Below are 26,978 nucleotides of genomic sequence, written 5' to 3'. Positions count from 1 at the left end.
GCGGGGCGGGCATGAAGCTTGCGCCGCAGCCTCCGACGGCGACCCGCTACGCTATGAAAGCGCGGCGCCTGGGGAGGATAGAATGGCCAATCTTTTGTGGCTTCAAGGCGGCGCCTGTTCCGGCAACACAATGTCCTTTCTCAATGCCGAGGAGCCGAGCGCTTGCGATCTCGTGACCGATTTCGGCATTAATGTGCTGTGGCATCCCTCGCTTGGCCTCGAACTCGGCGACAATGTCAAGCAGCTGCTTCAAGACTGCGTTTCCGGCAAGATCCCGCTCGACATTTTCGTTTTCGAAGGCACGGTGGTGAACGCCCCGAACGGCACCGGCAATTGGAACCGGTTTTGCGGCCGGCCGATGAAGGATTGGGTCAAGGAGCTGTCGGACGCCGCGCAATTCGTGGTGGCCATCGGCGATTGCGCCACCTGGGGCGGCATCCCAGCGACGGCCCCCAATCCGAGCGAATCGGTCGGGCTTCAATTCCTGAAGCGCGCCCCTGGCGGATCGCTCGGGACGGCGTTCAAATCGAAGGCTGGCCTTCCGGTCATCAATATTCCCGGCTGCCCGGCGCATCCGGACTGGGTGACGCAGATCCTCGTCGCCGTCGCCTCGGGCCGCGCCGGCGACCTCAGCCTCGATGAATTCCAGCGGCCGAAGACATTCTTCACAAGCTTCACGCAGACCGGATGCACCCGCAACATGCATTTCGCCTACAAGGTCTCAGCGACGGCGTTCGGGCAGCGCAAGGGGTGTCTCTTTTACGATCTCGGCTGCCGCGGGCCGATGACGCACAGCCCGTGCAACCGGATATTGTGGAACCGGCAATCATCGAAGACCCGCGCGGGCATGCCCTGCCTGGGCTGCACCGAGCCGGAGTTTCCTTTCTTCGATCTCGCGCCGGGGACGGTGTTCAAGACCCAGACCGTGATGGGCGTGCCGAAGGACATGCCGGCGGGCGTCGACAAGACGGGCTACATCAAGCTGACCGCCGCCGCCAAGGCCGCGGCGCCCGCCTGGGCGGAGAAGGACATTTTCGTCGTCTGATCGGATTCATCCCGCGCGAAATCCGATTTGGGTCGGATTTGGCGCGGAAGTTTTTGATTGAGCATGATCCTTTCGCGAAACCGGCATCCACTTTCGCTGACCATGCTTTAGGCCCCCGCCTCACTCGCTATTCAGGAGCATCGCATCATGGCCGAAGCAGCCGTTCAGACGCTTGACATATCTCCCGTAGGCCGCGTCGAAGGCGATCTCGACGTGCGCGTCGACATCGCCGACGGCGTTGTCGTCAATGCTTGGACCCAGGCCGAATTGTTTCGCGGCTTCGAGATCATCTTGCGCGACAAGGATCCACAGGCGGGTCTCGTGGTCACGCCCCGCGCCTGCGGCATATGCGGCGCCTCGCATCTGACCTGCGCCGCCTGGGCGCTCGACACCGCCTGGGGGACCACGGTGCCGCGCAACGCCATCCTCGCGCGCAATCTTGGGCAGCTTGCGGAATCGCTTCAGAGTCTGCCGCGGCATCATTATGGCCTGTTCATGATCGACTATACGAACAAGGCCTATTCGGGCAGCCGCTATTATGAAGAGGCCGTGAAGCGGTGGTCGCCTTTCACCGGCTCGCATTACGAAGCCGGGGTCACGATTTCCGGCCGCCCGGTCGAAATCTACGCGCTGCTCGGCGGGCAATGGCCGCATTCGAGCTATATGGTGCCGGGCGGCGTTATGAGTGCGCCAACCCTGACCGACGTGACGCGGGCTTGGTCGATCCTCGAGCATTTCCGCCGCAATTGGATGGAGCCGATGTGGCTCGGCTGCTCGCTGGAGCGCTATGAGGAGATCAAGTCCTACGAGGATTTCCTGGCATGGCTCGACGAACGGCCGGAACACGCGAATTCAGATCTCGGCCTGTTCTGGCGCATGAGCCTCGACATCGGCCTCGACAAATACGGCAAGGGCCTCGGCAAATATGTCACCTGGGGCTATCTCCCGCATGAGGACAAATATAATCATCCGACCATCGAGGGCCGCAACGCCGCGGTCATCATGAAAAGCGGCGTCTATGACGGAAAGACGGACAGCCATAAATTGATGGATCAGTCCTTCACCCGGGAGGACACGCTGCACGCCTGGTATGACGAGGCTGGCCCGGTGCATCCGTTCGATCGCACCACGCGGCCGATCTCCAAGAACGATCTCGATCATAACGGCAAATATTCCTGGTCGACCGCCGTCGCCCATGTCGACAATGGACGGCTCGAGGCGGGGCCGCTGGCGCGCCAGCTCGTCGCCGGCGGAACACATGGCGAGAGCTTCCAGTGGCGTGATCCGCTGCTGCTCGACATGTATAAGAAGCTTGGCGGCGCGAGCGTGCTGCTGCGCCATTTCGCCCGCATGCACGAGGGCGTGAAGATCTATCGCGAGATGGAGCGGGTGCTGCGCGAGCTGCGTCTCGGCGATGAATGGTACATCAAGCCGAAAGAAAAAGATGGACGCGGCTGGGGCGCGACGGAAGCTATTCGCGGCGCCTTGTGCCATTGGATCGAGGTCAAGGACGGCAAGATCAAGAATTATCAGATGATCGCGCCGACGACCTGGAATGTCGGCCCACGCGCTGAGACTGGCGAACGCGGCCCGATCGAGGAGGCGCTGATCGGAACGCCGATCAAGGATCAGCATGATCCGGTCGAAGTCGGCCATGTGGCGCGGTCCTATGATTCCTGTCTTGTCTGCACCGTGCATGCGCATGACGCCAAAACCGGCGCCGAACTCGCCCGCTTCAGGACGGCTTGAGGCGGCCGGCGGAAGGCGAGGGGAAATAAAATTCGAGCAACCCTCGCGACACAACCGAAGGCGCCGCGAGGCAAAGTTCTTTGGGCGGCGCTCTTGGGAAAGGTCCCCGCGCATTTTGCGACCGATCTGTGATATGAATCCAACCGATCCGAGCGGCGTTCTCTTCATGACCTTGCAACGCCGCTGATCGGCGCAACCCGAGTCGACCCGGCGCGAGGTTAAAGGCTCGATGGAGCAGAGTTCATGTCTACGGCGGAAACGAATGGGACTCTTGATCAAATCGCCAAACTGTTGGCGAATGGATTGAAGACCAAGACCGAGCCCTTTCCTGAGACCGAAAAGGAATTCGGCGAAATCCTGAAGGAGCTTCGGGAATTGAGCCCGGACGATTTGCAGGGCAAGCTGGTGATCGGCGGCTTTATCAATCATCCTTATGGCGAGGAGCAATATCGCTGCATGGAGTGCATGTATTACCTCGTGCATCGAAAATGGTGCGATTTGCCCGAATTGGCCGTGCCTGTGGAACCGGACTGGTGGTGCCGCCTGTGGCGCATTTGAGCGAATGGCGAACGCAGTTTTGGCGGCGCGATAAGGCCCGCGCCGCGGGGCCGTCGGCGAGGCTTTGCTCATGCTGGTCGTGATCGGCTGCGGCAATCTCAATCGCTGCGACGATGGCGTTGGCGCGATCGTCGCGCGGCGTCTGTTGGCCTCCGGCTTTGAGCCGTCTCCACGGATCAGGATTTTCGACGCCGGCACGAACGGCATGGACGTCTTGTTTCAAGCGCGTGGCGCCAAGAAGCTTGTGATCGTCGACGCCTGCTCGAGCGGCTCGGAGCCCGGGGCGATCTTTGAGGCGCCCGGCGCCGCGCTCGAAAACCGGCCCGAGCCGAGCTTCACGCTGCATGATTTTCGCTGGGACCATGCGCTTTATGCGGGACGCCGGATCTGGGCGAACGACTTTCCTGAAGACGTGACGGTCTTTCTCATCGAGGCGCAGACGCTCGGCCTCGGCCTCGAACTTTCCGATCCTGTGGCCCGCGCCGCCGAAAATGTCACAGAGCGTATTTCCGGGATGATCGAGGCCTATCTGGCGACGGAGCCGGCGCCGTGAGCGACATCCTTCAGGCGCGCAGAGCCTTGCGCATGCGTCTCCATCGCGACTGCCTTTACGTCGATGCAGCGGACTTCGCGGCCCAGATGGCGAATGTGGGCAATGTCGCCTTGCTGCGAGAGGGCGACGATCTTTGGATCTTGCCGATCTTTAGCGCCGAAGCCGGCGGCTTCTTAGTCAAGCAAGTGAATGCGCGCGGCGATCGCGCCATTCATGCGGCGGATCTCTTCCGACTGAACGGCGTCGACGAGAATCGCGACATTCGTCTCGACGCCGCATGGAGCGACGCGCGGGCCGGATTTTTGGCCAGCGCATTTTTTGCCGACTAGCAAACTTAGTTGACAATACGAAAGTAAACTAGACTCCCGGGGTTCGAACGCATAGCGTGCCGGACAATAAGTCCGAGTTCAATCGGGCCTGGAAGTTGGAGGAGCGCCGCACATGCCGTCGCGCGCGGAAACCGATGTTGAAGCCGCTTTGGCCGCCGTGGAGGCGGAAGACGCGCCGCTCGCGGAAAAGGTCGAGATGCTCATGGAAATGGCCATGGGCTTGCAGATCCGGCCGCGATCTCCCGATGACCTGCTTTGCTCCGTCCGGCTCTATGAAGCGGCGCTCGGACTCTGCCCGCCCGAGCTTTATCTTTTGCGCGGCCGGATTCACGCCCGTCTGGCGACCGCCCTTCAGGCGATTCCCGCCGAGGATCTCGGGCCGTTGCAAAGCGCGCGGCGAAATCTAGAAGCGGCCCGCGACATCCTCAAGCATGAAGGCGCGCCGGAAGAGCTCGCGGAAATCGAGATGAATCTCGGCTTGGTTTTTCAGAGCCTCGCCGCCGCCAATGCGGCGCCGATCACCGCGGCGATCCAGGCCTATCAAAGAGCGCTGCGCGCGTTCGACGCCCAAGCTTTTCCCAGGGAATATGCGATCCTTCAGAACAATCTGGCGACTGCTTTCCTGTCGATCCCCTTCTCGGACGAGCGCGGCAAGATGCGCGAGGCGCTCGCGGTGCAGGCCTTTCAGGACGGGTTGAAGGTGGTCAATATTATCGACCATCCGACCGAATACGCCATGCTGCAAAATAATCTTGGCAACGCTTTGCAATATGCGTCGTCGAGCCATTCGGTCGAAAATTGCCTGCGCGCGCTCGACGCTTATGACGAAGCCCTCAAGGTCCGCACGCGCGCGGCGACGCCGGTCGAATACGCCAATACGCTCTCCAATTACGCCAATTGCCTGCGCAATCTTCCTGACGACGTCGCCCGCCCGGAACTTGGCAACATGGAAAATCTCGACCAGGCTTTGCGCCGCTATCGCGAGGCCGAGGAAATCTTCGCGGCGTTCGGCGAAAGGCAGAAGGTGGCGATTGTCGCGGAAATGATCGCCGAGATCGAAGCCGAGTCGGCGCAATCCCCGCCTGCCTCCGAACGGGCCGTCGGCGTGCAATAGATTGAATGAATTGAAATGGTAGACGGGAGAGCTTGATGATTTGGTCGTTTTTTCTCGGGCTGGCCGCGATCGTCCTTGGCGGCGCCTTCTCGGTCGCCGGCGGCGCCGTCGGCGGGATCGTCGTAGGAGGCAAGTCGCTCGGCAATGAACTCGCCGCCTGGCTGGGGGCGTTCTATGGCCCGCTCGCTGGCGCTCTTGGCGTCGTCATCGGCGTTGTCCTCGCCGCCGTTCTGTTCTGAAAGGCCGCCAATATGTTTGAGATGGTGAAGACATCCGCCCTCCTTTTTTTCCAAGGAAAGCTGTTTCAAAATCAGGCCGAGGCGTTGCGGCAGCTTGCGATCGGGATCGGCCTGACCGTGATTGTTTTTCTGATCGTCGCCAAGCTTGCCAACATTGTGTTGGCGGGCGTTGTCGCCGGCTTCATCGGCGGCGCGGCGCAGCCGGCCCTGTTCAAGAATTTGAAATTCCGCTGAGGCGTTTTTCGCCGACCTGAAAACAGGCGGCGCGCGAGAGCCGCTCTTCGTGCGGGCTGCATGAATCGGCTCTCACTGGCAGCCCGAGCGCCTCTGAAAATTGGAGCGGGCTTCAAGGGAGGCGATCATGAATGCGCATGCCCACCCGCCGGAAGATAGCGCTCCGGACGTTGACGAACTCGTTGGCGATGTGGAGCGGCTCGAGGCTTTGATCGCCAGATGGGACGAGTCCCAGCGCATGCTTGTCTTCGCCTATGGGCGCGCCATCGAAGCTTTGCACAAGGGCGCGCTGCGCAAGCTCATCGGCGGCGTCAAGGCTGCGCCAGGCGCGCTCGAAGCCCTGCGCGCCGCCGCGTCCGACCCTCTGGTCTATGCCGTGTTGCGGCGTCACGGGCTCATCCAGCCGAGCCTGCAGGAACGCATTGAAAGCGCGCTGGCCTCGATTCGGCCAATGTTGGCCTCGCATGGCGGCGACGTCGAGTTCGTCGCCTTCCTTCCGCCGGACGCGGTCGAGGTCCGTTTCCTCGGCAATTGCGATCATTGTCCGTCTTCGACGCTGACCTTCGTCGCCGGGGTTAAGCAGGCGATCGAGGAGCATTGTCCCGAGATCAAGCAGGTGCGGCAGGTGAAGGGCGCCGTCGCAGCCCAGGGAAGGGTCGATTTCGTTAGCCCGTTCGCGGCGAGCCTCGAAGGCAGATGGCTTTACGCCACCACCCTCGAATCTATCCCGGAGCAGGGCGCAAAGGCCTGCGCCCTCAATGGCGCGCCCCTTATTTTCAGCCGCCTCGGCCGCGTTGTGACATGCTTTCGGGACGCCTGCGCGCATCTCGGCTCCCCGATCTCCGGCGGCGCTGTTTCGCAAGGACGGATCGTTTGCCCGCGTCATGCGTTCGAATATGATCTTATGTCGGGGGAATGTTTGACCGCGCCCGAGGCGCAATTGCAGGCTGTCGCCGTGCGTCTCGTCGGCGAGCGCGTCGAAGTCAGGTTCGAGGTCTAAGGCGATGCGCGTCTCCCTCCGGGCTCTCGCCGAGCCGTCTCCCGGCGCCGCAGCAGCCGCGCCGCCGCTTCTTGACCCGGCGGGCCCCGAAATTGTGCTTGGATCGAAGCTTGGCGGGTTCGACCTGACGACGCCCGTCGCCGCATCGGCCACGACAATGTTTGGTCCGCGCGGCGCCGCTTTGGCCTCGGCCGATGGACCGCTTTTCGTCGCCGACACGGGTCATCACCGGCTGCTGGCCTGGCGCCGCCCCCCCGACATTGATCATGCGCCGGCCGATTTTCTCATTGGCCAGCCCGATTTCGCGCATGAGGGGCGCAACGCCAAGGGCGAGCCGGGCGCCGCCACCTTGAACGTCCCGACCGGCGTCGCCGCCAGCCCCGAGATCCTCGCGGTGGCCGACGCCTGGAACCACCGCGTCCTGATCTGGCGTGGCCTTCCGAAGACCAGCAACCAGCCGGCGGATGTCGTCCTCGGCCAGGCCGATTTCAGCGGAATGCTCGCCAATCGGGGCGGCGAAGCCCGCGCCGATACGCTCAACTGGTGCTATGGCGTCAGCATTGTCGGCCGCTCTCTCATTGTGTGCGACACCGGCAATCGCCGGGTGCTGATCTGGCGCGAGATCCCGACCGTGAACGGAGCGCCTGCGGATCTTGTCCTCGGGCAGGTCCGGATGGATTGCCGCGACGAGAATGGCGGCGTCGGCGTCGACGCCGGGGGCATGCGCTGGCCGCATGCGGCGGCGGTCGCCGGCGAGATGTTGCTTGTCGCCGATTCGGGCAATAATCGCGTGATGGTTTGGCGGCGCATGCCTAGCCAAAGCGGCGCGCCGGCGGATTTCTTCATCGGCCAGAACGATCCATCGGCGTCCGAGCACAACCGCGCCAATTATCGGCCGGACGCCTCGTGTCTCAACATGCCCTATGCCTGCGCCGTGATGGGCGACGACATTCTCGTCGCCGACACCGCGAATTCGCGCCTGCTCGGCTTCGCCAGAGCTGAACTCGCCACTGGCGCGTCCGCGCGCGCCTTGACCGGCCAGGCTGATTTCCAGTCCAAGGGAGACAATCGCTGGAAAACGCCCGCGCGGGATAGCCTGTGCTGGCCTTATGGCGTCGCCGCGGCGGGCGATACGGCCGTCATCGCTGACTCGGGCAACAACCGCGTCCTGTTGTGGAGAGCCGCGCGATGACCGCTGCGCTCGCCGCTAGCAAGGCCACTGAAATCCGCGTCCGCGGATTGGTGCAGGGCGTCGGCTTTCGGCCGGCCGTATGGCGCCTCGCCAATCGCCTGGGCCTCAGCGGCGAAGTGTTCAATGACGCCGATGGCGTCCTCATCCGCGTCGCCGCCGATCGCCGGAACGCGGAGCGTCTCGTCGCGGCGCTGAAGGAAGAATGTCCGCCGCTTGCGCGCATCGACGCGGTGGACTTTCGCCCGGCGGCGGCGGATTGCGCCCTCGACGGCTTCCATATTTCCGTCAGCGCCGGCGGCCCCATGCGCACGCAGGTGGCGCCTGACGCGGCGACCTGTCCAGCGTGCCTTTCTGAAATCCGCGATCCCTTCGCCCGCCGGTTTCGCTACCCTTTCACGAATTGCACGAATTGCGGTCCCCGCCTGTCGATCATCTGCGAAGCGCCCTATGATCGCGAGCGCACGACGATGGGGCCGTTCAATATGTGCGACGCCTGCCGCGCGGAATATGAGGCGCCGGGCGACCGGCGCTTCCACGCGCAGCCGATTGCCTGCCATGTCTGCGGACCGAAAGTTTCTCTCGCCAAGACCGGCGGCGGCGCGGTCGAATTTTCCGCTTTCAGCATGCTCGACGACGCAGACGCCGTCGCGGGCATGCTGCTCAAGGGCTATATTGTCGCGGTGAAAGGCCTCGGCGGCTATCATCTGGCCTGCGATGCGACCAATGAAGAAGCCGTGGCCCGGCTGCGCGCGCGTAAGCGGCGCTACAGCAAGGCCTTCGCGCTGATGGGGCGCGAACTTGACATCATCCGCCGCTACGCCGTGGTCAGTCCGGTCGAGGAAAAAGCGCTGACCTCATCCGCCGCGCCAATCGTCCTGCTCACTGCGCGACGCGATCCGCGCTTGCCTGATGTTGTATCTCCCGGCCTTTCGACGCTCGGCTTCATGTTGCCCTATACGCCGCTGCACTATCTCATTTTCCGCCGCCTCGACCGGCCGATGGTGATGACCAGCGGCAATCTCTCCGACGAGCCCCAGGTCATTGACGATGACGACGCGCGGGAGAAGCTCGGCGGCATAGCGGATTTCATGCTGACGCATGACCGCCGCATTGCTGTCCGGCTCGACGATTCGGTCGTGCGCGTCGTCAATGGCGCCACCCGCGTCATCCGTCGCGCCCGCGGATTCGCGCCGGGCGCGCTGCCGCTGCCGGAAGGCTTGCGCGATGGGCCGCCGATCCTTGCGATGGGCGGCGAACTCAAGAGCACGTTCTGTCTCGTCAAGGACGGGGACGCCGTCTTGTCGCAGCATATGGGCGATCTCGAAGACGCGCACACGCTCGCCGATTTCGAGCGGACGCTCGATCTCTATGGCGCGCTTTACGATCACAGGCCCGAAGCTGTCGCCGTCGATCTCCATCCCGACTATCTCTCGACCAAATTGGGCCGGCGCATTGCTTCCGACAGAGGTCTGCGCCTCGTCGAGGCGCAGCATCATCACGCCCATGTCGCGAGCTGCCTTGCGGAGAACGGCATATCCGCGAGCGAAGGCCCTGTGCTCGGCGTCGCGCTCGATGGCCTCGGCTTCGGCGATGACGGCGCGCTTTGGGGCGGCGAGTTCCTGCTTGCGAATTACGTCGGCTACCGTCGCGTTGGGACATTCAAGCCGGTCGCCATGCTGGGCGGCGCACAGGCGATGCGCGAGCCCTGGCGCAACACGCTCGCCCACATCCTCGCCGAAATAGGCTGGCCAGCCTTCGCGGCGAATTTCGGCGAACTTGCGCTTTACGATTTCCTGAAAGCGAAGCCGATCGACGCTTTCGCGACGATGATCGGGCGGGGGCTCAATGCACCGCTGGCGAGTTCCTGCGGGCGGCTGTTCGACGCCGTCGCCGCCGCGATCGGAATCTGCCGCGACGCCGCGTGGCATGAGGGCGAAGCCGCGATGCGGCTCGAGGCGCTTGTCGACGCCGAGGCTTTGGCGTCTGTCGATGAGGATCTCGCCTACCCGTTTGGCATTCCCAATCTCAAAGGATCGGGACTTCCCTATATAGAGCCGGCGGCGATGTGGCAGGCGCTCCTCGGCGATCTCTACGAGAATGCGCCGCCGACCGTCATGGCCGCGCGCTTCCATAAAGGGCTCGCGCGCGCGGTCGCCGCAATGGTTCGCAAGGTCACATTGGACGGCGACGCGCGATTGACGCGGCGCGTGGCGCTTTCGGGCGGCGTCTTCCAAAACCGCCCATTTACCGAAGAGCTGATCGGCCGCCTCGAGGCGGACGGTTTCGAGGTTCTCTCGCATGCCAAGGCGCCCACGAATGACGGCGGCCTTTCGCTCGGCCAGGCGGCGTTGGCGGCGGCGAGATTGGCCGCAGATCGTGGAGGATGAATTCATGTGTCTTGGCATACCCGGCCAGATCGTCGCCATAACCGACGCGCGCCGCAAGCTGGCGACCGTCGACGTGGCGGGCGTCAAGCGTGAGATCAATGTCTCCTGCATCATAGGCGAGCGCGCGGTCGAGGACTGCGTCGGCGATTGGGTGCTTGTGCATGTCGGCTTCGCCATGAGCGTCATCGACGAACAGCAGGCGATGGAGACATTGCGCATCCTGACCGAGCTCGGCGAGGCGCAACAGGAGATCGAGGCGATGCGCGGATCTGGCCGCACATAAGTCAAGCCGGCCGCGTGTCCGACCACAAGGCGCAATAGGGAAACCGGGTCATGAAATATGTCGATGAGTTCCGCGATCCCGAGAAGGCCACTGTCTTGCTCGCGGCGATCGGCGAGCTGACGCAATCAGTCGTCCGCGAGCTTCGCCGCCCGCTGCACATCATGGAAGTGTGCGGCGGCCATACCCACACGATCTTTCGTTATGGGATCGCCAACATGCTGCCGGCGGAGATCGAGCTGGTGCATGGACCGGGCTGTCCGGTCTGCGTCCTCCCCATGGGTCAGGTGGATGATTGCGTCGCGATCGCGGAGACGCCCGGCGTGATCTTCACCACTTTCGGCGACGCGATGCGCGTGCCGGGCTCAAGGAAAAGCCTGCTGCAAGCCAAGGCCGAAGGCGCCGATGTGCGCATGGTCTATTCGCCGCTCGACACGCTGGCGATCGCGCGCGACAACCCAAAGCGCGAAGTCGTTTTCTTCGGCCTCGGCTTCGAAACGACCATGCCCTCCACGGCCCTCACCGTGCTGCAGGCCGAGGCTGAGGGGATCGCCAATTTCTCCCTGTTCTGCAACCACATCACGATCGTCCCGACGATCAAGGCCATCCTCGATTCGCCCGACCTGCGCATTGACGCCTTTCTGGGGCCAGGGCATGTCTCGATGGTCATCGGCACGACGCCTTATGAATTCATCGCAAGGCATTATCGCCGTCCTCTCGTCGTCGCCGGCTTCGAGCCGCTCGACATTCTCCATTCCATTTGGCTCGTCCTCAAGCAAATGAACGAAGGCCGCTGCGAGATCGAAAACCAATATGGCCGGATTGCGCCCGCCGAGGGAAATTCGGCCGCGCTCCACGCCATCGCCCAAGTTTTCGAGCTCCGCGAATTTTTCGAGTGGCGCGGCCTCGGCTCCATCGACCATTCGGGCGTGCGGATGCGCGCGCCCTACGCCCGCTATGACGCCGAGCGCAAGTTCGCGCTGCCCGCGCTTCACATCGCCGATCCGAAATCCTGCCAATGCGGCGAGGTCCTCAAGGGCGTCATCAAGCCGTGGCAATGCAAGGTGTTTGGCGCCGCCTGCACGCCGGAGACGCCGCTCGGCGCCCTGATGGTTTCGTCCGAGGGGGCCTGCGCCGCTTATTATCAATATGGCGACCTGGAGGGGCTGCGCTCGAAGCGGGCGGCCGACGCGGCATGACCAAGCCCGAACCTGGCAAGCTCATGCGGCCGCAGCGAAAGCTGCGCGACGGGATTCACGTTCCTAAGGTCACGCTCGCGCATGGCGGCGGCGGCAAGGCGATGCGCGATCTGATTGACGACGTGTTCGTCTCGGTCTTCGACAATCCCGTCCTTGCGCCGCTCGAAGATCAGGCGCGCGTCTCCTTGAGCGAGCTTGCATTGCATGGCGACAGGCTCGCTTTCACTTCCGATTCCTTCGTCGTGGATCCGCTCGAATTTCCCGGCGGCGATATCGGCAAGCTCGCGATCTGCGGCACCGTCAATGATCTCGCCGTCGGCGGCGCCAAGCCGCTCTTTCTGTCCTGCAGCGCGATCATCGAGGAAGGCGTCGCCGTCGCGCTGCTGCGCAAGCTCGCGCGCTCCATGGCTGAGGCGGCTGCGGCTGCGGGCGTCGCGATCGTCACCGGCGACACCAAAGTCGTCGGGCATGGCGCCTGCGACAAGCTGTTCATCAACACCTCCGGCGTCGGCGTGATCCGCGCCGGCGTCGATCTTGGCGCGCATCGCGCGGAAACCGGCGACGCGATCCTGGTCAACGGGCTTCTCGGCGATCATGGCGCAGCCATTCTCGTCGCGCGCGGCGACCTTCATCTTGAAACGCCGATCGAGAGTGATTGCGCGGCGCTGAACGGACTCATCGATACGCTCCTCGACGCTTGTCCCGAGGTGAAGTTCATTCGCGACGCCACACGCGGCGGAATTGCGACCGTGCTCAATGAGATTGCGGAGGCTTCGGGCGTGGGCATTGAAATCGATGAGAGGGCGGTTCCCCTGCGCGACGAAGTGAAGGGCTTTTGCGAAATCCTGGGCCTCGATCCGCTCTACCTCGCCAATGAGGGGAAGATCGTTCTGGTGGCGCCGGCCGCCCTCGCCGAGAAGGCGCGCGCGGCCCTCGCCTCGCATCCTCTCGGCAGGGACGCCGCCATTGTCGGCCATGTCACGGCGGGGCCGGCCGGACGCGTTGTGATGCAGACCAAGTTCGGCGGCAAGCGCGTCGTCGACATGTTGGTCGGCGAGCAATTGCCGAGAATTTGCTAAGCATTTGCTGAGGCTCTGCGATGCATGAAATGGGGATCACGCAGTCGATCGTCGCCATAGTCGAGGAGCAGGCCGCCGGCCGCAAGGTGACGCGGGTGACGCTGGAGATCGGCAAGCTTGCGGCGATCATGCCTGAGGCGATCCGCTTCTGCTTTGATGTTGTCGCGCAAGGCGGCGCGCTCGACGGAGCGACGCTCGACATTATTGAAGTGCCAGGCCGCGCCCGCTGCCTCGATTGCGGGGCCGAGGTCGCGCTTGTCGAAGTTTTCGGCCGTTGCGGCTGCGGCTCCTGCCGGCTCGAGAGACTAACCGGCGAGGAACTCAACATCAAAAGCATGGAAGTGGAGGAGATCTGATGTGCGCAACCTGCGGATGCGGCGGCAAGGACGGGGTCACGATCACCAATCTCGAGACCGGGGCGCAGGAGCAGTCGGCGCCGAGCCATGGCGCGAGCGAGCCGCATTCGCACGGAGATGGCCATCCCGCTCATAGCCATGCTCATGATCACCACCACCATAGCGATGATCACGAGCACGATCATGCGCATGGCCATGATCATCATCATGACCATGACCATGACCATGCCCATCAGCCGGCGCCGGTTGCCGCATTGGCCGCCATGCACGCCGTGAGCGTCGATCTGGAGCGCGCCATTCTCGCGAAGAACGACGCGGCCGCGGAGCGCAACCGCGCTTGGTTCGACGGCCGAGAGATTTTGGCGCTCAATCTCGTAAGCTCTCCCGGCGCCGGCAAGACCTCGCTTCTGGAGCGCACCATTCGGGACCTTGGGACCGAGATGCCGATGTTCGTCATCGAAGGCGACCAGCAGACGCTGAATGATGCGCAGCGCATCAAGGCCGCGGGCGCGCCGGCCGTCCAGGTCAACACGGGGACGGGGTGTCATCTCGAAGCGGATATGGTGCGCCGGGGCCTCGACGCGCTGCGGCCGGCCTTCGGCTCGGTGGTCATGATCGAGAATGTGGGCAATCTCGTCTGCCCGGCTTTGTTCGATCTCGGCGAACGCGCGAAAGTGGTCGTGCTGTCGGTGACCGAGGGCGAGGATAAGCCGCTCAAATATCCGCACATGTTCCGGGCCGCCGAATTGATGATCCTGAGCAAGATCGATCTCTGTCCGCACGTCGATTTCGACATAGATCGCTGCGAGGCCATGGCGCGCGAGGTCAATCCCGACATCCGCTCGATCCGGCTCTCGACGCGGTCCGGCGAAGGGCTCGGCGCTTGGTACGACTGGCTGCGCGCCGTCCGCGGGCGCCTAGCGCAGGACGCCGCGCAGTAGGGAAGGGCCGCGATCGCGGGCCCCACTCGCAGATTTGTTGCGCGGCTTCGGCTAACGCCCTGGTGGGCCGCCGAACCCGCCCGGCCCCATCGGGCCGCTTGGTCCACCCATGGCACCGCCGGGCCCGGTAAATCCTCCTGGCCCCATGGGCCCACCCGGTCCGCTGGGCCCGCCTGGACCATTGAGTCCGCCCGGATTTACAAACCCGCTTGGTCCGGCGCCGGCTGGTCCGCCGGGGCCGGCGGGAGCGGAGCGCCAAGACGCCCAAACCGCCCGGATTTAAAACCCGCTCGGCTCCGCGGCTGCCCCGCCCTGTCCGGGGCGCGCACCTTGACCGCTGGGGCGCCGAAACCGCCGGAGCGGCCCGGCCCCTCAGCTTTTCCGCGTCCGCCTGGTCCTCCGGGTTGAGTCATGCCGCCTCTGTCATTTGACCCGCCTGGCTTCGCGCCATTCGATGGAGCTAGGCCGCCGTCTCGGGGGTCGCTACGAATGGACTCGACCTGCAGCCGGCCATTGCCGCCGACTGACGTCGTAAGAATGGCGCGAACGGCTTCGCCGCGCGGCAGATTGCTCGCTTTGCCGCCCGCGACCTCGAGCCCGGAGCCGAGCCTTAGGCCGCCGCCGCTGCGCTCGACATAGGCTTCGACGGAAAGCGCCTTGACGTTCGGTCCGAGCAGGGCCTGCTCGCTCCTGCCGGAGGAGACCTCGAAAACGCCGCCGGCCAGGCGTCCTTCCAAGAGGACGCGTCGACCGATCAAATCTCTGTCCACGCCGGAAAGCCTCAGGCGGCCCAGGGTCACGGATCCATCCGGCGCCTCGACGACGGGGCCCGCCACTCTCGTCGCCTCGCCGGGGCGCTTCTCGATGAAGCTCGCCACGATCGTCCCGTCCAGCCGCCGCAAGCCGCTCACCGCGACATGATCGCCGATGCGCCATTGCGCGTCCGCCCCGGAGAGGCCGGCGAGCGACACGGTCTGGCCGAGCACGCTGAAGCGGCCAAGCGATACGCCGTCGATGCGGCCGACCACCTCGCTCGCGACCTCAATTTTATGTGTCGAGAAGCCGGCGGCGCGCCCTTCGGCGACCACCCGAACGACCTGGCCGATCTTCAAGTCGGAGACCTTCGCCGGCTCGCCGTCGAGGCTCACGCTGACATCCTGCGGATAGCTGATGCGCAGGTCGTTCACAATAATGCTGCCGAAGCGTTGAATGGTCCCGATGACGCCGGTGCCGCCGATGCCCCTGTCGCCCTCGCGCGTTTTGGGCTCAGACGTCGCGCCCGTGCCGCCAATGCCGCGATCGAGAAATGACTCGGCTGCGGTGCGGCCAAAGGGCCCCAATAGAGCCGAAACGGAGACGGCAAACCCTTTCAGAACCCTTCGGCGAGTCGCAAGGCGATGCCGGCTCATCGACCTGGCCCTCGCGCGTCATCTTCCGTCGACGGCGATTGCGGAGGCGCCTCGCGTTCCTCCTCGCGATAGACGTAGACGCCGAAGGTCCAGCGGCAATCGCCGCCTCTGTCGGTCTCGCAGGCGGCATGAGCCTCTCGATTGGCTTCCTGCAAGACCTCCATGGCGAGCTCGCGCGAGCGCTGCTCGAGGCGTTCGGCCAAAGCGTCCGATAGGCCATCGTAATGCACGGCGCGTTCGATGAAATGAGGCTCCTCCCCCAGCACATTGGCGACGGCGGCGGCGGCGTGGTCGTGAAGATTGCGCCCGAAATAATAGAGCTGCTGATCGCTGCCGCCGCGCGGCACGAAAGCCGCCTCCGCAAGAACGATGCGGCCGTCGGCGTCGATGGTCGCCAGCTTGCTGTCGAGCCACTCGTCGAGCACCGCGCGGGGGCGCAGATCGCGGGTGACCGAGGCGACGAGAGCTTCAAAGGAAGGGCCGCCGTCCCGGTCCGCGACGCGGGGCAGGGGCAAAGGCCTTTTTTGCGCGTCGGTGAATTCCGGCGCAGCGAGCCAGCGCGCGATGATCCGGCTCGTGCGCGAAAGAGAAGCCGGCGCGGCGCTGATCGGCGCGCCGGCCCCACGCAGACGCCGCACCTCCTTGCGGTGAATGCCGGTGAGCAGGCTCACGCGGCTGTCGGTCTGTTCCTTGCCGGACAAAGCGAAATCATATTCGGCGACGTTCACGTAAAGCTCGCGAAGAAGATCGCAGAGAGCGGGGAAGGTGATCCCGCTGCGCACGAATAGACGCACGAGAGGTCGAAGCAGGCGGGCGATTGGCGCCTGAAGCCTTTCCGGATCCGGCGGCGCGCGATCTGAGGTGTGGCCCATGACGCCTGGATATGACGGAAAATTGAGTGGGATACAATCCCACAAATGCGCTTGACGTGGGATAATTACCCACTTATCCTTTGCGTGTAAATTAATCCCACGTCAAGGAGCGCCCATGGGCCGATGGATCTTTCTTTTTGCCGCGAAGGCTTGGCGGCGGCGCGACCGCCAATCCGCGCGCGCATGTTCCGCGCCGTCGGCGAGAACGGCCCATTTGGCTGCCTTGCTGCGCGGGCTCGCTTTCATGGCGGCGACGCTCTTGCTGATCCTTCCCATGGCCGTCGCCGGGCGCTGCGGGCAGCCCGCGCGAGACGTCGAGAAAGCCGCGATCGAACCGGCGTCGCGCCAAGGCCGCCTCTCGAACGGAGGCTTCAATTGCGCCGCCGAATTGCGCTGAGCATTCGCAAATTTTCACGCCCTTTCCCGGCGCGAATTCTTAGAGGACATCCGATGCTTTCCACTTTCCACCGGCTTGTCAGCGCCTATGACGCCACGAACGTTCCTCCCCTGGATGCATGGCGTCTTGTCGCCGCAATGTTGTCGGCGCCGCGGCCGCAGGCGAGGGAGCTTGCCGGCGTTCTGGCCGGCTGCGTCCTTCGCTTGGCGCTGGGCCTTCGCGACGCGCTGCATGATCTCGTCCGCCCAGCGTCAGCCGAAGCCGGCTGCGCGGAAGCGAACCGCGCGGCGCTGCGCCCTTCCTCGCCGGCGATGACTCTGCGTTCCTGGTTATCCGCCGACGGCTCCCGCCCCTTCGAGGATGTCAGCGCCGGCTACGCTCTGATCCGGCCGTTGCAAGACCTCGCAAGCCCTCCCTCGCATGACGCCTCCGAGATCGAGGGTGAGACCTCCCAGGCCTTAATCTATCTCGACCTGACGGATGTCGTGTCTCACGCGATCTGGCATGACAGCTGCGCGGGAATCCCGCGCGTCCAGCTCGAGGTCGCAACCAGTCTCGTCAAGTCGAGTCAAGCCGTCCGCCTCATCGCCTTGCGCCACGGAAAATGGTCGGACCTCCGGCCTTTGGTGGAATCAGCGAATGGGGATGTCGACGCGATATTTCGTCTGATCAGGGAAGCCTGCGCCGATCTCAAGCGGACGCCGCGCGGTTTAATCGACCTCATCAAAAGGCGGCGTAAATTTCGCGCTATCAAGCGGCGCTCGCGCATGCCGGAATTGAAGCCTTGCGACACGCTGTTCATTGGCGGCGCCTTTTGGGCGAACAGGGAGATCATCGATTTTTGCAGGCGGGCGGCTGATCAGCGCGTGAATCTGATTGTCCTGTTTCACGATCTTATCCCTCTCATCACGCCTTATTTCACCGGGCATGACTTCAGGGCGGAATATCTGGACATGCTGCGCCTCCCCGCTCATTTCATCGTGACGACGCCGCGCAACCGGCGCGATCTGGAGGCGGTCAGGCAGAGCTGCGGCGCGGCGGGACTTTTGACAAGATCGTCCGTCGTTCCTCTGGCTGATGAATTCCCAGGAGCGGAACGCAACGAGCTTTTATTCGCGGCCTCCGATCGGCTCGCGCGCCTGGCCGGCGAAGACTTCGCCTTGTGCGTCGGCACCGTAGAGATACGCAAAAATCATCTCACCCTCCTCCTCGTGTGGGAGGAGCTTGCGGCCGAATTGGGCGATCAACTGCCGAAGCTCGTGGTCGCAGGCCGCCGCGGCTGGAAAGCCGAGGCCGCACTGGAGAAATTGGACGAAGCCAATTCCTCCCCAAGCCTCATCGAGTTCGTCGAAGCGCCAACCGACAGCGAGCTGCGATGGCTCTACTCCTCATGCCGGTTCACCGTATTGCCCAGCTATTTCGAGGGATGGGGATTGCCGGTCGGGGAGAGTTTCTGGTTCGGCAAGCCATGCGCCGCCTCGAACACAGGCTCCATACCCTTCGTCGGCCGCGATCTCTGCGCTTATTTCTCGCCCTTTGACGCCGAAGAAATGAAGGAAGCCATTCGCGCGCTCTCGAATGCGGAAACGCGGCGATCCTTTCAAGCGAAAATCCAATCGACTCGATTGCGCACGTGGAGAGACGTGGCGCGCGACATCAAGAGCATAATCATCGAGCGCCGTCCACCGAGCGACGGCTGCCAGTTTCAGCCCCGATCGACGCCGACAAGACCTTGGGGCGCCGCGCGGCGCGCGAAAGGGTGACGCCAAAAGCGCATTCGACGCCGCCTTCGGAAGCGCGCGCACGTCGCAGCGCCTGACGACAAGCCTTGCTTCACAAATTGTCGAGCGCGTCCGATGCAGCGATGCGGACATTAGGTTCTGCCCAATACGCCATTCAATCTCAAAGACCAGTCGATCGCGGCGTCTCCGCCGCAAGCACCAAGCGCGTCTCATTCGCGCAGGTTTCGCGCGTTCGATACAGCCATTGGAGATCACATTATGTTTACTCCGCCTTGCAAGCAGGGGCCGGCCAATCGCTTTGGCGCCGTCAACGAGCTGATCATTCTGCTATGGACGAATAAGCGATGGTGGGCGATCCCGGCTGTCGTTGTCTTCGTGGTCTTCGGCGCGGCTTTGGCGCTCCCGCTGTTATGAATCGCGATGATCTGCTCCGGCCTGCATGCGCGGCGCGTGAAAGCTAGACCAATCTGACGCGCCGAGAATCGAGGCGCGATCGAGAGCCATTGATTGCGCCATGATGTCCTACCTCGACGAAGAGAACTGAAAATGGCGGAAAGAAATCGACTCGGAGTATTTATCGACGGCGTCAATCTCTACGCGACCGCCAAGGCTTTGGGCTTTGAAATAGATTTCCGGCGATTGTTGATAGAATGCCAAGGCAGAGGACGCTTGATTCGAGCGTTCTACTACACGGCTCTGATCGACGACGACGGGCTTTCGCCGGTCCATTCTTTGGTCGATTGGCTCGACTATAACGGCTTCGCCGTCGTGACGAAGCCGTCCAAGGAATTTGTCGACGCGGCTGGCCGTCGGAAGATCAAACGCAGCATGACCGTGGAGCTCGCGGTCGACGCCCTGCAAATGGCCGCCTATGTCAAAAACATCATGTTATTTTCCGGCGACGGCGATTTCTGTTCGCTCGCGGCGGCCCTGCAACGCAAAGGCGTGCGCGTTTCGGTCGTCTCCAGCAATCTCACGCAACCTTCCATGGTCGCGGACGACTTGCGGCGGCAGGCGGACGAATTCATCGAGCTCGCCCATCTGGCGGAAAAGATAGGCCGCGATGTGGGAGGAGCGACGGGCCGATCCTGACCCTGTCGGCGGCTTCAAGCCATAGCGAGGGCCGCATTGCGGCTGGGATGCAATCTCAGCAATTCTCCGATCTCGCCTGCTGGTACTGGCGGGCTGAACAAATACCCCTGTATCTCGGTGCAGCCCTCATTGCGCAACCATTCGAATTGCTCGGCGGTCTCGACGCCTTCGGCCGTCGTGCGAATTCCGAGGCTCGCTCCAAGTCCGGCGACGGCCCGCACGATCGCCTTGCAGTCTCCATTCTGCTCAAGATCGCGGACGAATGACCGATCTATCTTGATCTTGTCGAAGGGAAATGCGCGGAGATAGCTCAAGCCGGAATAGCCGGTTCCAAAATCGTCCATGGAGAGGCTGACGCCCAATTCGCGCAATCGGCGCAACGTCGCGAGATTGGCTTCGCTCTCCGCCAAGAGAATGGATTCGGTGATTTCGAGCTCGAGGCGGGCGGCGGGCAGGCCGGAGCTCGCGAGGGCCGTCAATACGACATGCGTCAAGTCGCCGGTCCTGAATTGAACCGGGGAGACATTGACCGCGACTTTCAGCCCATTCGGCCATGTCGCCGCTTCAGCGCAGGCCTGGCGCAGCGCCCATTCGCCCAAAGGCCCGATTAGACCAATCTCCTCCGCGAAAGGTATGAATTCCGCCGGGAGGACCATTCCACGCAGCGGATGGCGCCAGCGCGCCAGCGCCTCGAACCCGGCGACGGCGCCGCTCTTCAGAGACACGAGCGGCTGGTAATGGAGCTCGAACTCCCCTTGTATCAAAGCCTTGCGCAAGTCGCGCTCCAACGACCGGAGGGCGCGGCCTCGCGCGCCATTCACGGCGAGAAGCCCCAGGGTTTCAGGGTAAACCGCCATCGGCGCCGAATCGCCCTCGAAAAGCTCCAAGGCGTCCGGCGCATCGCTGGCGGGCGGCCCGAGCGGTTCGCTGCCGCCTTCGGGCCGCGAGGCGCCGGAGAAGGCTGGAAGGCCTCGCGATCATCGCCTTCATGCAAAATCGACTGCGCCGCCATCAAGTTTCCTCAACTGCTTTCCTCGCAGTCATGGCAGATGGCTATTGAGGTCTGATGTTTTTCGACGCGTAATATTGCTATTGTTCAATCCCTAAATTGCCGTGAATTTGGTTTGCCTCATCGATTTGGGGATTCCGTGCGGCGGGTTCGCCGTCCCGGGGGGATAGGCAAAGCTCCTGCATTTGATATATCTCCACTCGAGCGCAGGCGTTTCAGCCCGTCGCGAAAATTCCTTAGGTCTCATGGTTCGATTGGCGCTGCGTTTTTTTGGCCTTTTCCTCCTGGCGACAGCCTTCGCCGCCCTGGTCATCGACGCGACGCGATCGATCGCGGGCAAAAGCCTTATTGTGATGGAAGTCGGCCAGACCGCAGCGTCGCTTGCGCCGATCAAGCTCGCTTTGCTGGAGGACGCGGTGAAGCAACATGCCCACCCCTTTGTCTATGACCCAATTCTCGTTGATTTTTTGAAATTGCCGACGTTTCTGGTCATCGCGGCTTTGGGCGCGTTGCTTTTCCGGCTGGCGCGCAAGCCGCGGCCTCAGATCGGATATTCAAGCCGCTGATCCTTTAGGCCCGGCCGAGCGTAGGTCTCGGCAGAAATATGAAAAGCGCCGGGTTCACGTTTCGTTGCCTTGCTGCAATGCGAACAAATATCCATTTCATGGCCGATCGGGTGGAATGTTCCCCCTTCCGACAGACTGGTTCGGGCTCGTCTCCCTGTCATGGTTCACGCGCTGCGCAGGCCGGGCCGAGTCCAAGCTCTGCGTCGATCCGGCTGGCGCGCTCGCGGCCTTGCGCCTATTTTGAAGCCTCACCCGAAATTCTCACCCCATGGAGCGGCTCATGTTTTCGTTCCGCAAACATCTCTCTCTCCCGACCGCCGCCGAGGCTCTGCCCGGGCGGGCGGAGCCTATCGCAACCGCCGAGACCCATTTCATCAATGGCGCCAGGCTGAAGCCGCCTTTCCCGCAGGGCATCGAGACCGCCTTATTCGGCTTGGGCTGCTTCTGGGGGGCGGAGCGCAAATTCTGGCAGCTCGGCGAGGGCGTCTATGTGACGGCGGTCGGCTATGCGGGCGGCCTCACCCCGAATCCGACTTATGAGGAAGTTTGCTCCGGCCTCACAGGCCATAATGAGGTCGTGCTGGTGGCTTTCGACCCGAAAAAAATCTCCTACGAGGCGCTTTTGAAGACATTTTGGGAGAGCCACGATCCGACCCAGGGCATGCGCCAGGGCAATGACGTCGGCACGCAGTATCGATCCGGCATCTATGTGGCGGACGCCGCTCAGCGCGCCGCCGCCGAGGCGAGCAAGGCGGTCTTCGCCGCGGCTCTCGTCGAACGCGGCTTTGACGCCATCACGACGGAAATCGTCGATAGACCAATTTTTTACTATGCGGAAACTTATCATCAGCAATATCTCGCCAAGAATCCGGACGGCTATTGCGGTCTGGGCGGCACCGGCGTCCTTTGCCCCATCGGCGTGGGCGCCGCCGCAGGATAGCGCGTCGGCGACATCATTGGCCGACGCCGGAGCTTTCGCGAGGGGCTGCCGTAAGAAATTCGTGGTTTGTGATCCAGCGCACTTTCTTTTGGCCCCTTTTGGGATTGGCTGCGTCCAGGCAAGTTTTTGGCCTAGGATTTCTCAAGGTGACCGTTGAGCTTCGAACCTGGATTTGCTTAAGGTGCGCCGCCGAAAAAACATCATGGATGGGCGCCAGCAAAAATTAAGGCAACGTTTCGGTCGCGGCCACGTTGTCGCGTCGTCATTCTCGTCATGTCCCGCTTGAGCGGAAAGTGGCGTTCTTGGAGTCGTTCGATGTCAGTTGGTAAAATCTTCGCAGTCTTAGCTTTCTTGAGCCTTTTTGCGGTCAGCGCCGCCTCTGCCGGCAAAATTTCGAACGACGCAGCCGGAGCGAAGGAAGATAATGTTCCTTCTCCGCCCGCGGTCCAGGATGTCCGCCGAGACTTTCCCATCGTCATGGGACGCAGCGTAAGCGTGCATCATAAGACGAAGTTGCATCACATAAAAATGAAGCCGACGGATTTGATCGAAAAATCGGCCGCTCCGGAGGAGGCCGAATAGGCCATTCGCAACCTTACCGACGCGGCCTGCGGGGGCGAGCCGCGTTCAGCAGGAAAGCGGAGCAGGAGCGGTCAAGCCGCTGGACTAGACCGACATAGGGCGCGATCGTTTCAAACGAGACGATCGCGCCCTATGTCTTTGGGCCTAGCGCGGCGGATGGGCGAGGCTAGCGAAACGCTCCCCTCCTCCAGCTGGAGGATCGCTCCGCATTTCGGCTTGATCAGGAAAACAAGAGCGCTGAGAGCTTCCGCCGCGCCCCGATCGTCGCTTGATCGGTCGGGCCCCAGGCCTCGAAAAATTGCAGCAATTGCTTGCGTGCGCCGTCATCGTTCCAGGCGCGGTCCCGCTTGATGATGTCGAGAAGCGCGCCAGCCGCCTCCTCGCGCCGGTTCTCCGCATTGAGGAGCACGGCGAAATCGAACCGCGCTTGATAATCGGCCGGGTCGGCCTCGATCCTGCGCGTGAGATCGAAAACGTCTCCGACCGACGCGGCTTGCTCGGCGAGATCGAGCGCCGCCTTGGCTGCGATGATGGCCGGGTCGCGCTCGCCGGCCGCCGGAACGGAGGCGAGAATTGTCTTCGCGCTTTCGATCTCGCCCGCGGCGACGAAAATCTTGGCGAGGCCGGCAATGGCGGCGAGATTGCCAGGGTCTTCGGCGATGATCGCGGCGTAGATTTCAGCAGCCGCGGCGGCGTCGCCCGCAGCGAGCAGAGCTTCGGCCTCCGCCAACAGATCCACGCCGTCGTCGAGGGGGCCGACGAGCCGCTCGACGAAGCTCCGGACCTGCGATTCCGGCAAGGCGCCCATGAAGCCATCGACCGGCTGGGAGCGCTGGAAAGCGATCACGGCCGGGATGGAGCGAACTCCCAGCCGCCCAGGGATCTGCGGATGCTCGTCGATATTCATCTTGACGAGCTTCACCCTGCCGCCGGCCGCTTTCACGACTTTTTCGAGAATGGGCGCGAGTTGCTTGCAGGGCTCGCACCAGGGCGCCCAAAAATCGACCAGGACTGGCTGGCGCGCCGATTCCGTGATGACGTCGACGCCAAAGCTCGCTGTCGAAACATCCTTGACGAGCGGGGTCGGCTGCGCCTCAGCCGCGTCTTGCGGCTTGGCTTGCCCCGCGTCCAGGCCGTATATGCCCGCCATGTTCCGGATCTCCTCAGACAGCGCGTCGCGCCCAGAAAATACTGCGCCGCCAAAATGCGTCTTCGCGGCTAAAATCGCAACCCTCGTTCGCGGTTTTGCGGCGATGCTGTAGAAATCCGGCGGATCGGGTCAAAGCCGCCGCAGGCCGGCTCCCCTTGCCACACGCCTGGCAAAGGCCGCGCTGTTTAAAGAGCATCTTTCGATTGGCGCCGAAACATGCTCTAGCATCGCGCGGCCGCGGCCGATCCGCGGCTGGGCCAAGTCAGGCTGACTCCGACCCTGCGATGGGCGTTCGGCAGAGCCGCCAGCGTGAAGGAATGGTCGTGCAAAAGTGCGATGTCGTCAGCCGGCTCGAACGGCGTCTCGGAAGAGTGCACGCCCGCCAGCGGATCGGCATCGAGGAAGACCATGAGGCCCAGGCGTTCGGCCAGGGGTTGAACTTCTTCCATATCGAAAATTGGTACTTGGCTCCCTCCGTCATCCGCAACGCGCTCAGGCTCGCCGGGCTCTATCAGCGAGGATGCAGGAACGCGAGCCGCGTCGAGCTGCGCCGCAATGCGATCGCCTCGCCGCGACTGCCGCAGCCCTTCGAAGGATTCACGATCCTCCATCTCAGCGACCTGCATGTCGATATGAGCCGGCCCGCCATGGAGCATCTCGTCGAGCTCCTCCATGGCCTTGAATATGACATTTGCGTGCTGACCGGAGATTACCGGGGCAAGACATATGGGCCCTTCAAGCCTTCGCTCGAAGGCGTGGCCCGGCTGCGCGCCCATCTCAAAGGTCCGGTCTATGGCGTTCTCGGCAATCACGACACGATACTCATGCTTCCGGACCTTGAGGACATGGGCATAAGGATGTTGTTGAACGAGGCGGAGCCGATCGTCCGCGACGGCCGGCGGATTCACCTCGCGGGAATCGACGACGCGCATTTCTTTCGCGTCGATAATATCGAGAAGGCCGCAGCGGACATTCCCCCCGACGAATTCGCAATCCTGCTGTCGCATACGCCGGAGATCTATCGCCAGGCCGCGCATGCCGGATTTGACGCGCTTCTCGCCGGGCACACACATGGCGGGCAGATCTGCTTGCCGGGCTCCATTCCGATCACGCTCGATTCGGCGCTGCCGCGGGCCTTCGGCGCCGGACGGTGGAGATATAAGGAAATGGCCGGCTATACCTCGGTCGGCGCGGGATCGAGCGTCGTCGCAGTCCGGCTGAACTGCCCGCCCGAGATCACCCTGCATCGGCTCGAGCGCCGCAAGGGTCAATAGGGGCGGTCGCGCATGCCTAGCGCGTAAAGGGCGCGGTACAACGCCAGCCCTCCTATCCAAAACAAGCCGGCCCCGATGAGCGCGTCGGCGGCGCTGAGGCCGAGAGCGCCCTTGCAGGCGAGAAGCGGAAAGAGCGACTCCGGCGCCTGATCGAGCCCTGGGGCCATGCTGTGCGGCGCAAGCGCCAGGCGCCGCTTGATGAAGCTCGAGAGAAGGTCGCCGGCCATGGCGGCCGCGCCGGCAAGCAGCCCGACCTCCCATGCAAGGCCGAGCGCCGGCGCGGCGATCGACGCAGCCAGGAGAGCGAGGAGAACGCCGCGGATGGTCTTCGATTCTCCGAAAATCGGCCTGCCGTCGAAGAAGGACCAGCCGAGATCGAGCGGCCGCGAACCCCACTCTCCGAACAGCGCATGGGCCAGCACGGGCGCGCCGTTCGCCGCGAGGACGAGACAGAGGCCCTGAAAAATAGGCCAGAGGCGCATGGTCCTTCTCCCGGCCGTCGCTTCGGCGCGATTGCGGGCTTTGCCGAATCAATCGCGCTCAAGGATGTCTTATTCTCAAGACATGCTCTGGCTTGCCCGAACGCGCCGATCGGCGGCGGAGTTCCCGCCCAATGGTTTCGACCGGGAGGCGGATAAAATGATCTTCATAATTTTGGTAATCTTTATATATTGCCTGATGGCCGCCGTCGATCGAGCCTATGCAAGCCGCATTTCCGCTGCGCGACGGCAATGGACCTCGTTCGGCGTTCGCGGCGTTCAATCCACATGTTTTAGTTTGTCCCGATGGACCAGAACTGGAGCGTTTCGATGATCGACGTCTATTATTGGCCAACCCCGAACGGCAAGAAAGTGACGATATTCCTCGAGGAGGCCGGCCTCGAATACAAGATCATTCCGCTGAATATCGGCCGCGGCGATCAGTTCTCCGAAAGCTTCCTGCGCCTCAATCCCAATCACCGCATGCCGGTGATCGTCGACCATGAGCCGCCGGGCGGCGGCGAGCCAATCAGCGTGTTCGAGTCCGCCGCCATTCTATTCTATCTCGCCGAGAAAACGCGCAAGTTCTGGCCGCAGGCGCTGCGCCCGAAATATGAAGTCGTTCAATGGGTGATCTGGCAGGCCGCCAATCAAGGCCCGAAGCTCGGCGAAAATGGCCATTTTCGCCGCCTTGGCGACAAGCAGGGCGATCAATCCTACGCGGTCCGCCGCTTCACCGATGAGGCGAACCGACTCTACGGCGTGTTGAACAATAGGCTCTATGACAGGCCCTATATCGCCGGCGATGAATATACGATCGCCGACATCATCTCATTTCCCTGGACCGTAGGTTGGGAGGCGCAGGGTCAGGACATCAATGAGTTCAAATATTTCAAGCGTTGGTTCGACGCCGTGTCGGCGCGGCCGGCGGTTCAGCGGGGCCTCGCCGTCGGCAAGGATTTCGGCGCCGACAGCGGCGATCTACCGCCGGAGGAGCAGGAGCGCCGCGCCAAGCTGCTCTTCAATCAACGCGCTCTGCCCGCGCCGACGGCGTGAGCGGAGGCGCCGACAGCGGCAAACGGGGGAGGCGGCCGATTCCCAGCGCGCATATGTCCGTGTTCACGCTTCCTCTCAAACTATTCCCCCGCCGGCGCCCAAGTCTCCAGCGGGGGAGGTCACGCTTTAAAATATGTAGAGAGACCGCTGTCTCA

General features: G+C 63.1%; 30 protein-coding genes and 1 pseudogene. 26 read left to right on the top strand and 5 right to left on the bottom strand.

What is annotated here, in order from left to right; all coding sequences use genetic code 11:
• Positions 1-82: 82 nt before the first annotated feature.
• From RZS28_RS05175 to hypB, 16 genes are all read left to right on the top strand, one after another.
• A complete protein-coding gene (locus tag RZS28_RS05175) occupies positions 83-1,045 on the top strand; it encodes a hydrogenase (protein ID WP_407340269.1) in 963 nt (320 codons plus the stop codon).
• A 147-nt stretch (positions 1,046-1,192) separates the two neighbouring features.
• Complete coding sequence (locus tag RZS28_RS05170; protein ID WP_407340268.1) at positions 1,193-2,794, top strand: nickel-dependent hydrogenase large subunit; 1,602 nt, start codon at positions 1,193-1,195, stop codon at positions 2,792-2,794.
• A gap of 243 nt (positions 2,795-3,037) precedes the next feature.
• Positions 3,038-3,352 (top strand): hypothetical protein, encoded by a 315-nt coding sequence (locus RZS28_RS05165; RefSeq protein WP_407340267.1) that lies wholly within the window; start codon positions 3,038-3,040, stop codon positions 3,350-3,352.
• Between the two features lie 70 nt (positions 3,353-3,422).
• The gene (locus tag RZS28_RS05160; RefSeq protein ID WP_407340266.1) at positions 3,423-3,905 is read left to right on the top strand and encodes a hydrogenase maturation protease; all 483 of its coding nucleotides are present in this window, start codon (positions 3,423-3,425) and stop codon (positions 3,903-3,905) included.
• Positions 3,902-4,234 (top strand): hypothetical protein, encoded by a 333-nt coding sequence (locus tag RZS28_RS05155; RefSeq protein ID WP_407340265.1) that lies wholly within the window; start codon positions 3,902-3,904, stop codon positions 4,232-4,234. Before RZS28_RS05160 ends, RZS28_RS05155 begins: the two co-directional genes overlap by 4 nt.
• Before the next feature lie 112 nt (positions 4,235-4,346).
• On the top strand, positions 4,347-5,348 hold the full coding sequence (locus RZS28_RS05150) for a hypothetical protein (protein WP_407340264.1): 1,002 nt from the start codon (positions 4,347-4,349) through the stop codon (positions 5,346-5,348).
• Positions 5,349-5,383: 35 nt separating this feature from the next.
• Positions 5,384-5,587, top strand: a complete 204-nt coding sequence (locus tag RZS28_RS05145; protein WP_407340263.1) for a hypothetical protein — start codon at positions 5,384-5,386, stop codon at positions 5,585-5,587.
• Positions 5,588-5,599: 12 nt separating this feature from the next.
• Positions 5,600-5,821 carry a hypothetical protein gene (locus RZS28_RS05140; RefSeq protein ID WP_407340262.1) on the top strand — a complete coding sequence of 74 codons (222 nt, stop codon included), beginning with the start codon at positions 5,600-5,602 and terminating at the stop codon, positions 5,819-5,821.
• A 127-nt stretch (positions 5,822-5,948) separates the two neighbouring features.
• A complete protein-coding gene (locus RZS28_RS05135) occupies positions 5,949-6,821 on the top strand; it encodes a NifU family protein (protein ID WP_407340261.1) in 873 nt (290 codons plus the stop codon).
• Between the two features lie 4 nt (positions 6,822-6,825).
• Complete coding sequence (locus RZS28_RS05130; protein WP_407340260.1) at positions 6,826-8,013, top strand: hypothetical protein; 1,188 nt, start codon at positions 6,826-6,828, stop codon at positions 8,011-8,013.
• Positions 8,010-10,400, top strand: a complete 2,391-nt coding sequence (hypF, locus tag RZS28_RS05125; RefSeq protein ID WP_407340259.1) for a carbamoyltransferase HypF — start codon at positions 8,010-8,012, stop codon at positions 10,398-10,400. Before RZS28_RS05130 ends, hypF begins: the two co-directional genes overlap by 4 nt.
• A gap of 4 nt (positions 10,401-10,404) precedes the next feature.
• Positions 10,405-10,683 carry a HypC/HybG/HupF family hydrogenase formation chaperone gene (locus RZS28_RS05120; RefSeq protein WP_407340258.1) on the top strand — a complete coding sequence of 93 codons (279 nt, stop codon included), beginning with the start codon at positions 10,405-10,407 and terminating at the stop codon, positions 10,681-10,683.
• A gap of 50 nt (positions 10,684-10,733) precedes the next feature.
• Entirely contained in the window at positions 10,734-11,879 is a 1,146-nt protein-coding gene (gene hypD, locus RZS28_RS05115; protein WP_407340257.1) for a hydrogenase formation protein HypD, read from the top strand.
• Entirely contained in the window at positions 11,876-12,958 is a 1,083-nt protein-coding gene (gene hypE, locus RZS28_RS05110; RefSeq protein WP_407340256.1) for a hydrogenase expression/formation protein HypE, read from the top strand. The genes hypD and hypE overlap by 4 nt, the downstream gene beginning before the upstream one ends.
• Before the next feature lie 20 nt (positions 12,959-12,978).
• The gene (hypA, locus tag RZS28_RS05105) at positions 12,979-13,314 is read left to right on the top strand and encodes a hydrogenase maturation nickel metallochaperone HypA (RefSeq protein ID WP_407340255.1); all 336 of its coding nucleotides are present in this window, start codon (positions 12,979-12,981) and stop codon (positions 13,312-13,314) included.
• On the top strand, positions 13,314-14,255 hold the full coding sequence (hypB, locus tag RZS28_RS05100; RefSeq protein ID WP_407340254.1) for a hydrogenase nickel incorporation protein HypB: 942 nt from the start codon (positions 13,314-13,316) through the stop codon (positions 14,253-14,255). Before hypA ends, hypB begins: the two co-directional genes overlap by 1 nt.
• 197 nt (positions 14,256-14,452) lie before the next feature.
• On the opposite strand, the gene RZS28_RS05095 is transcribed toward hypB, so the two are convergent.
• A complete protein-coding gene (locus RZS28_RS05095) occupies positions 14,453-15,664 on the bottom strand; it encodes a DUF5666 domain-containing protein (RefSeq protein ID WP_407340253.1) in 1,212 nt (403 codons plus the stop codon).
• Positions 15,661-16,536 (bottom strand): DUF6502 family protein, encoded by an 876-nt coding sequence (locus RZS28_RS05090; protein WP_407340252.1) that lies wholly within the window; start codon positions 16,534-16,536, stop codon positions 15,661-15,663. The genes RZS28_RS05095 and RZS28_RS05090 overlap by 4 nt, the downstream gene beginning before the upstream one ends.
• A gap of 115 nt (positions 16,537-16,651) precedes the next feature.
• Here RZS28_RS05090 and RZS28_RS05085 point away from each other — a divergent pair, with 115 nt between their 5' ends.
• From RZS28_RS05085 to RZS28_RS05070, 4 genes are all read left to right on the top strand, one after another.
• Positions 16,652-16,933: a hypothetical protein gene (locus RZS28_RS05085; RefSeq protein ID WP_407340251.1), complete on the top strand. Its 282-nt coding sequence runs from the start codon at positions 16,652-16,654 to the stop codon at positions 16,931-16,933.
• A 53-nt stretch (positions 16,934-16,986) separates the two neighbouring features.
• Entirely contained in the window at positions 16,987-18,696 is a 1,710-nt protein-coding gene (locus RZS28_RS05080) for a glycosyltransferase (RefSeq protein WP_407340250.1), read from the top strand.
• A gap of 237 nt (positions 18,697-18,933) precedes the next feature.
• Positions 18,934-19,089, top strand: coding sequence for a hypothetical protein (locus tag RZS28_RS05075; protein WP_407340249.1), 156 nt, complete (start codon positions 18,934-18,936; stop codon positions 19,087-19,089).
• 132 nt (positions 19,090-19,221) lie between these two features.
• The gene (locus RZS28_RS05070; RefSeq protein WP_407340248.1) at positions 19,222-19,767 is read left to right on the top strand and encodes an NYN domain-containing protein; all 546 of its coding nucleotides are present in this window, start codon (positions 19,222-19,224) and stop codon (positions 19,765-19,767) included.
• A gap of 14 nt (positions 19,768-19,781) precedes the next feature.
• Here the strand turns inward: RZS28_RS05070 and RZS28_RS05065 are convergent.
• A pseudogene (locus RZS28_RS05065) lies at positions 19,782-20,561 on the bottom strand (putative bifunctional diguanylate cyclase/phosphodiesterase); the annotation flags it as partial.
• A 469-nt stretch (positions 20,562-21,030) separates the two neighbouring features.
• Between RZS28_RS05065 and RZS28_RS05060 the strand changes: the two are divergent.
• From RZS28_RS05060 to RZS28_RS05045, 4 genes are all read left to right on the top strand, one after another.
• Positions 21,031-21,342: a hypothetical protein gene (locus tag RZS28_RS05060; RefSeq protein ID WP_407340247.1), complete on the top strand. Its 312-nt coding sequence runs from the start codon at positions 21,031-21,033 to the stop codon at positions 21,340-21,342.
• Positions 21,343-21,457: 115 nt separating this feature from the next.
• Positions 21,458-21,586: a hypothetical protein gene (locus tag RZS28_RS05055; protein ID WP_407340246.1), complete on the top strand. Its 129-nt coding sequence runs from the start codon at positions 21,458-21,460 to the stop codon at positions 21,584-21,586.
• 36 nt (positions 21,587-21,622) lie between these two features.
• Positions 21,623-22,282, top strand: coding sequence for a peptide-methionine (S)-S-oxide reductase MsrA (gene msrA, locus RZS28_RS05050; protein WP_407340245.1), 660 nt, complete (start codon positions 21,623-21,625; stop codon positions 22,280-22,282).
• Between the two features lie 315 nt (positions 22,283-22,597).
• Complete coding sequence (locus tag RZS28_RS05045) at positions 22,598-22,864, top strand: hypothetical protein (protein ID WP_407340244.1); 267 nt, start codon at positions 22,598-22,600, stop codon at positions 22,862-22,864.
• Between the two features lie 220 nt (positions 22,865-23,084).
• On the opposite strand, the gene RZS28_RS05040 is transcribed toward RZS28_RS05045, so the two are convergent.
• Positions 23,085-24,014 carry a tetratricopeptide repeat protein gene (locus RZS28_RS05040; RefSeq protein WP_407340243.1) on the bottom strand — a complete coding sequence of 310 codons (930 nt, stop codon included), beginning with the start codon at positions 24,012-24,014 and terminating at the stop codon, positions 23,085-23,087.
• Positions 24,015-24,337: 323 nt separating this feature from the next.
• Here RZS28_RS05040 and RZS28_RS05035 point away from each other — a divergent pair, with 323 nt between their 5' ends.
• Positions 24,338-25,288, top strand: a complete 951-nt coding sequence (locus RZS28_RS05035) for a metallophosphoesterase (protein WP_407340242.1) — start codon at positions 24,338-24,340, stop codon at positions 25,286-25,288.
• Here the strand turns inward: RZS28_RS05035 and RZS28_RS05030 are convergent.
• On the bottom strand, positions 25,282-25,770 hold the full coding sequence (locus tag RZS28_RS05030) for a CDP-archaeol synthase (RefSeq protein WP_407340241.1): 489 nt from the start codon (positions 25,768-25,770) through the stop codon (positions 25,282-25,284). The genes RZS28_RS05035 and RZS28_RS05030 overlap by 7 nt on opposite strands.
• Before the next feature lie 327 nt (positions 25,771-26,097).
• Here RZS28_RS05030 and RZS28_RS05025 point away from each other — a divergent pair, with 327 nt between their 5' ends.
• Complete coding sequence (locus tag RZS28_RS05025; RefSeq protein ID WP_407340240.1) at positions 26,098-26,823, top strand: glutathione binding-like protein; 726 nt, start codon at positions 26,098-26,100, stop codon at positions 26,821-26,823.
• Positions 26,824-26,978 lie beyond the last annotated feature (155 nt).

This window comes from Methylocapsa polymorpha (assembly GCF_045689225.1).
GTDB lineage: Bacteria > Pseudomonadota > Alphaproteobacteria > Rhizobiales > Beijerinckiaceae > Methylocapsa > Methylocapsa polymorpha.
Note: the sequence above shows the minus strand (reverse complement) of the source record. Positions and strands in the feature narration are given on the sequence as shown.

Excerpts from the sequence above, each read along its gene's own strand:
- RZS28_RS05175 (WP_407340269.1), top strand. The coding sequence starts at position 83 with ATGGCCAATCTTTTGTGGCTTCAAGGCGGCGCCTGTTCCGGCAACACA.
- RZS28_RS05170 (WP_407340268.1), top strand. The coding sequence starts at position 1,193 with ATGGCCGAAGCAGCCGTTCAGACGCTTGACATATCTCCCGTAGGCCGC.
- RZS28_RS05165 (WP_407340267.1), top strand. The coding sequence starts at position 3,038 with ATGTCTACGGCGGAAACGAATGGGACTCTTGATCAAATCGCCAAACTG.
- RZS28_RS05160 (WP_407340266.1), top strand. The coding sequence starts at position 3,423 with ATGCTGGTCGTGATCGGCTGCGGCAATCTCAATCGCTGCGACGATGGC.
- RZS28_RS05150 (WP_407340264.1), top strand. The coding sequence starts at position 4,347 with ATGCCGTCGCGCGCGGAAACCGATGTTGAAGCCGCTTTGGCCGCCGTG.
- RZS28_RS05145 (WP_407340263.1), top strand. The coding sequence starts at position 5,384 with ATGATTTGGTCGTTTTTTCTCGGGCTGGCCGCGATCGTCCTTGGCGGC.
- RZS28_RS05140 (WP_407340262.1), top strand. The coding sequence starts at position 5,600 with ATGTTTGAGATGGTGAAGACATCCGCCCTCCTTTTTTTCCAAGGAAAG.
- RZS28_RS05135 (WP_407340261.1), top strand. The coding sequence starts at position 5,949 with ATGAATGCGCATGCCCACCCGCCGGAAGATAGCGCTCCGGACGTTGAC.
- RZS28_RS05130 (WP_407340260.1), top strand. The coding sequence starts at position 6,826 with ATGCGCGTCTCCCTCCGGGCTCTCGCCGAGCCGTCTCCCGGCGCCGCA.
- hypF (WP_407340259.1), top strand. The coding sequence starts at position 8,010 with ATGACCGCTGCGCTCGCCGCTAGCAAGGCCACTGAAATCCGCGTCCGC.
- RZS28_RS05120 (WP_407340258.1), top strand. The coding sequence starts at position 10,405 with ATGTGTCTTGGCATACCCGGCCAGATCGTCGCCATAACCGACGCGCGC.
- hypD (WP_407340257.1), top strand. The coding sequence starts at position 10,734 with ATGAAATATGTCGATGAGTTCCGCGATCCCGAGAAGGCCACTGTCTTG.
- hypE (WP_407340256.1), top strand. The coding sequence starts at position 11,876 with ATGACCAAGCCCGAACCTGGCAAGCTCATGCGGCCGCAGCGAAAGCTG.
- hypA (WP_407340255.1), top strand. The coding sequence starts at position 12,979 with ATGCATGAAATGGGGATCACGCAGTCGATCGTCGCCATAGTCGAGGAG.
- hypB (WP_407340254.1), top strand. The coding sequence starts at position 13,314 with ATGTGCGCAACCTGCGGATGCGGCGGCAAGGACGGGGTCACGATCACC.
- RZS28_RS05095 (WP_407340253.1), bottom strand. The coding sequence starts at position 15,664 with ATGAGCCGGCATCGCCTTGCGACTCGCCGAAGGGTTCTGAAAGGGTTT.
- RZS28_RS05090 (WP_407340252.1), bottom strand. The coding sequence starts at position 16,536 with ATGGGCCACACCTCAGATCGCGCGCCGCCGGATCCGGAAAGGCTTCAG.
- RZS28_RS05085 (WP_407340251.1), top strand. The coding sequence starts at position 16,652 with ATGGGCCGATGGATCTTTCTTTTTGCCGCGAAGGCTTGGCGGCGGCGC.
- RZS28_RS05080 (WP_407340250.1), top strand. The coding sequence starts at position 16,987 with ATGCTTTCCACTTTCCACCGGCTTGTCAGCGCCTATGACGCCACGAAC.
- RZS28_RS05075 (WP_407340249.1), top strand. The coding sequence starts at position 18,934 with ATGTTTACTCCGCCTTGCAAGCAGGGGCCGGCCAATCGCTTTGGCGCC.
- RZS28_RS05070 (WP_407340248.1), top strand. The coding sequence starts at position 19,222 with ATGGCGGAAAGAAATCGACTCGGAGTATTTATCGACGGCGTCAATCTC.
- RZS28_RS05055 (WP_407340246.1), top strand. The coding sequence starts at position 21,458 with ATGTTCCCCCTTCCGACAGACTGGTTCGGGCTCGTCTCCCTGTCATGG.
- msrA (WP_407340245.1), top strand. The coding sequence starts at position 21,623 with ATGTTTTCGTTCCGCAAACATCTCTCTCTCCCGACCGCCGCCGAGGCT.
- RZS28_RS05045 (WP_407340244.1), top strand. The coding sequence starts at position 22,598 with ATGTCAGTTGGTAAAATCTTCGCAGTCTTAGCTTTCTTGAGCCTTTTT.
- RZS28_RS05040 (WP_407340243.1), bottom strand. The coding sequence starts at position 24,014 with ATGGCGGGCATATACGGCCTGGACGCGGGGCAAGCCAAGCCGCAAGAC.
- RZS28_RS05030 (WP_407340241.1), bottom strand. The coding sequence starts at position 25,770 with ATGCGCCTCTGGCCTATTTTTCAGGGCCTCTGTCTCGTCCTCGCGGCG.
- RZS28_RS05025 (WP_407340240.1), top strand. The coding sequence starts at position 26,098 with ATGATCGACGTCTATTATTGGCCAACCCCGAACGGCAAGAAAGTGACG.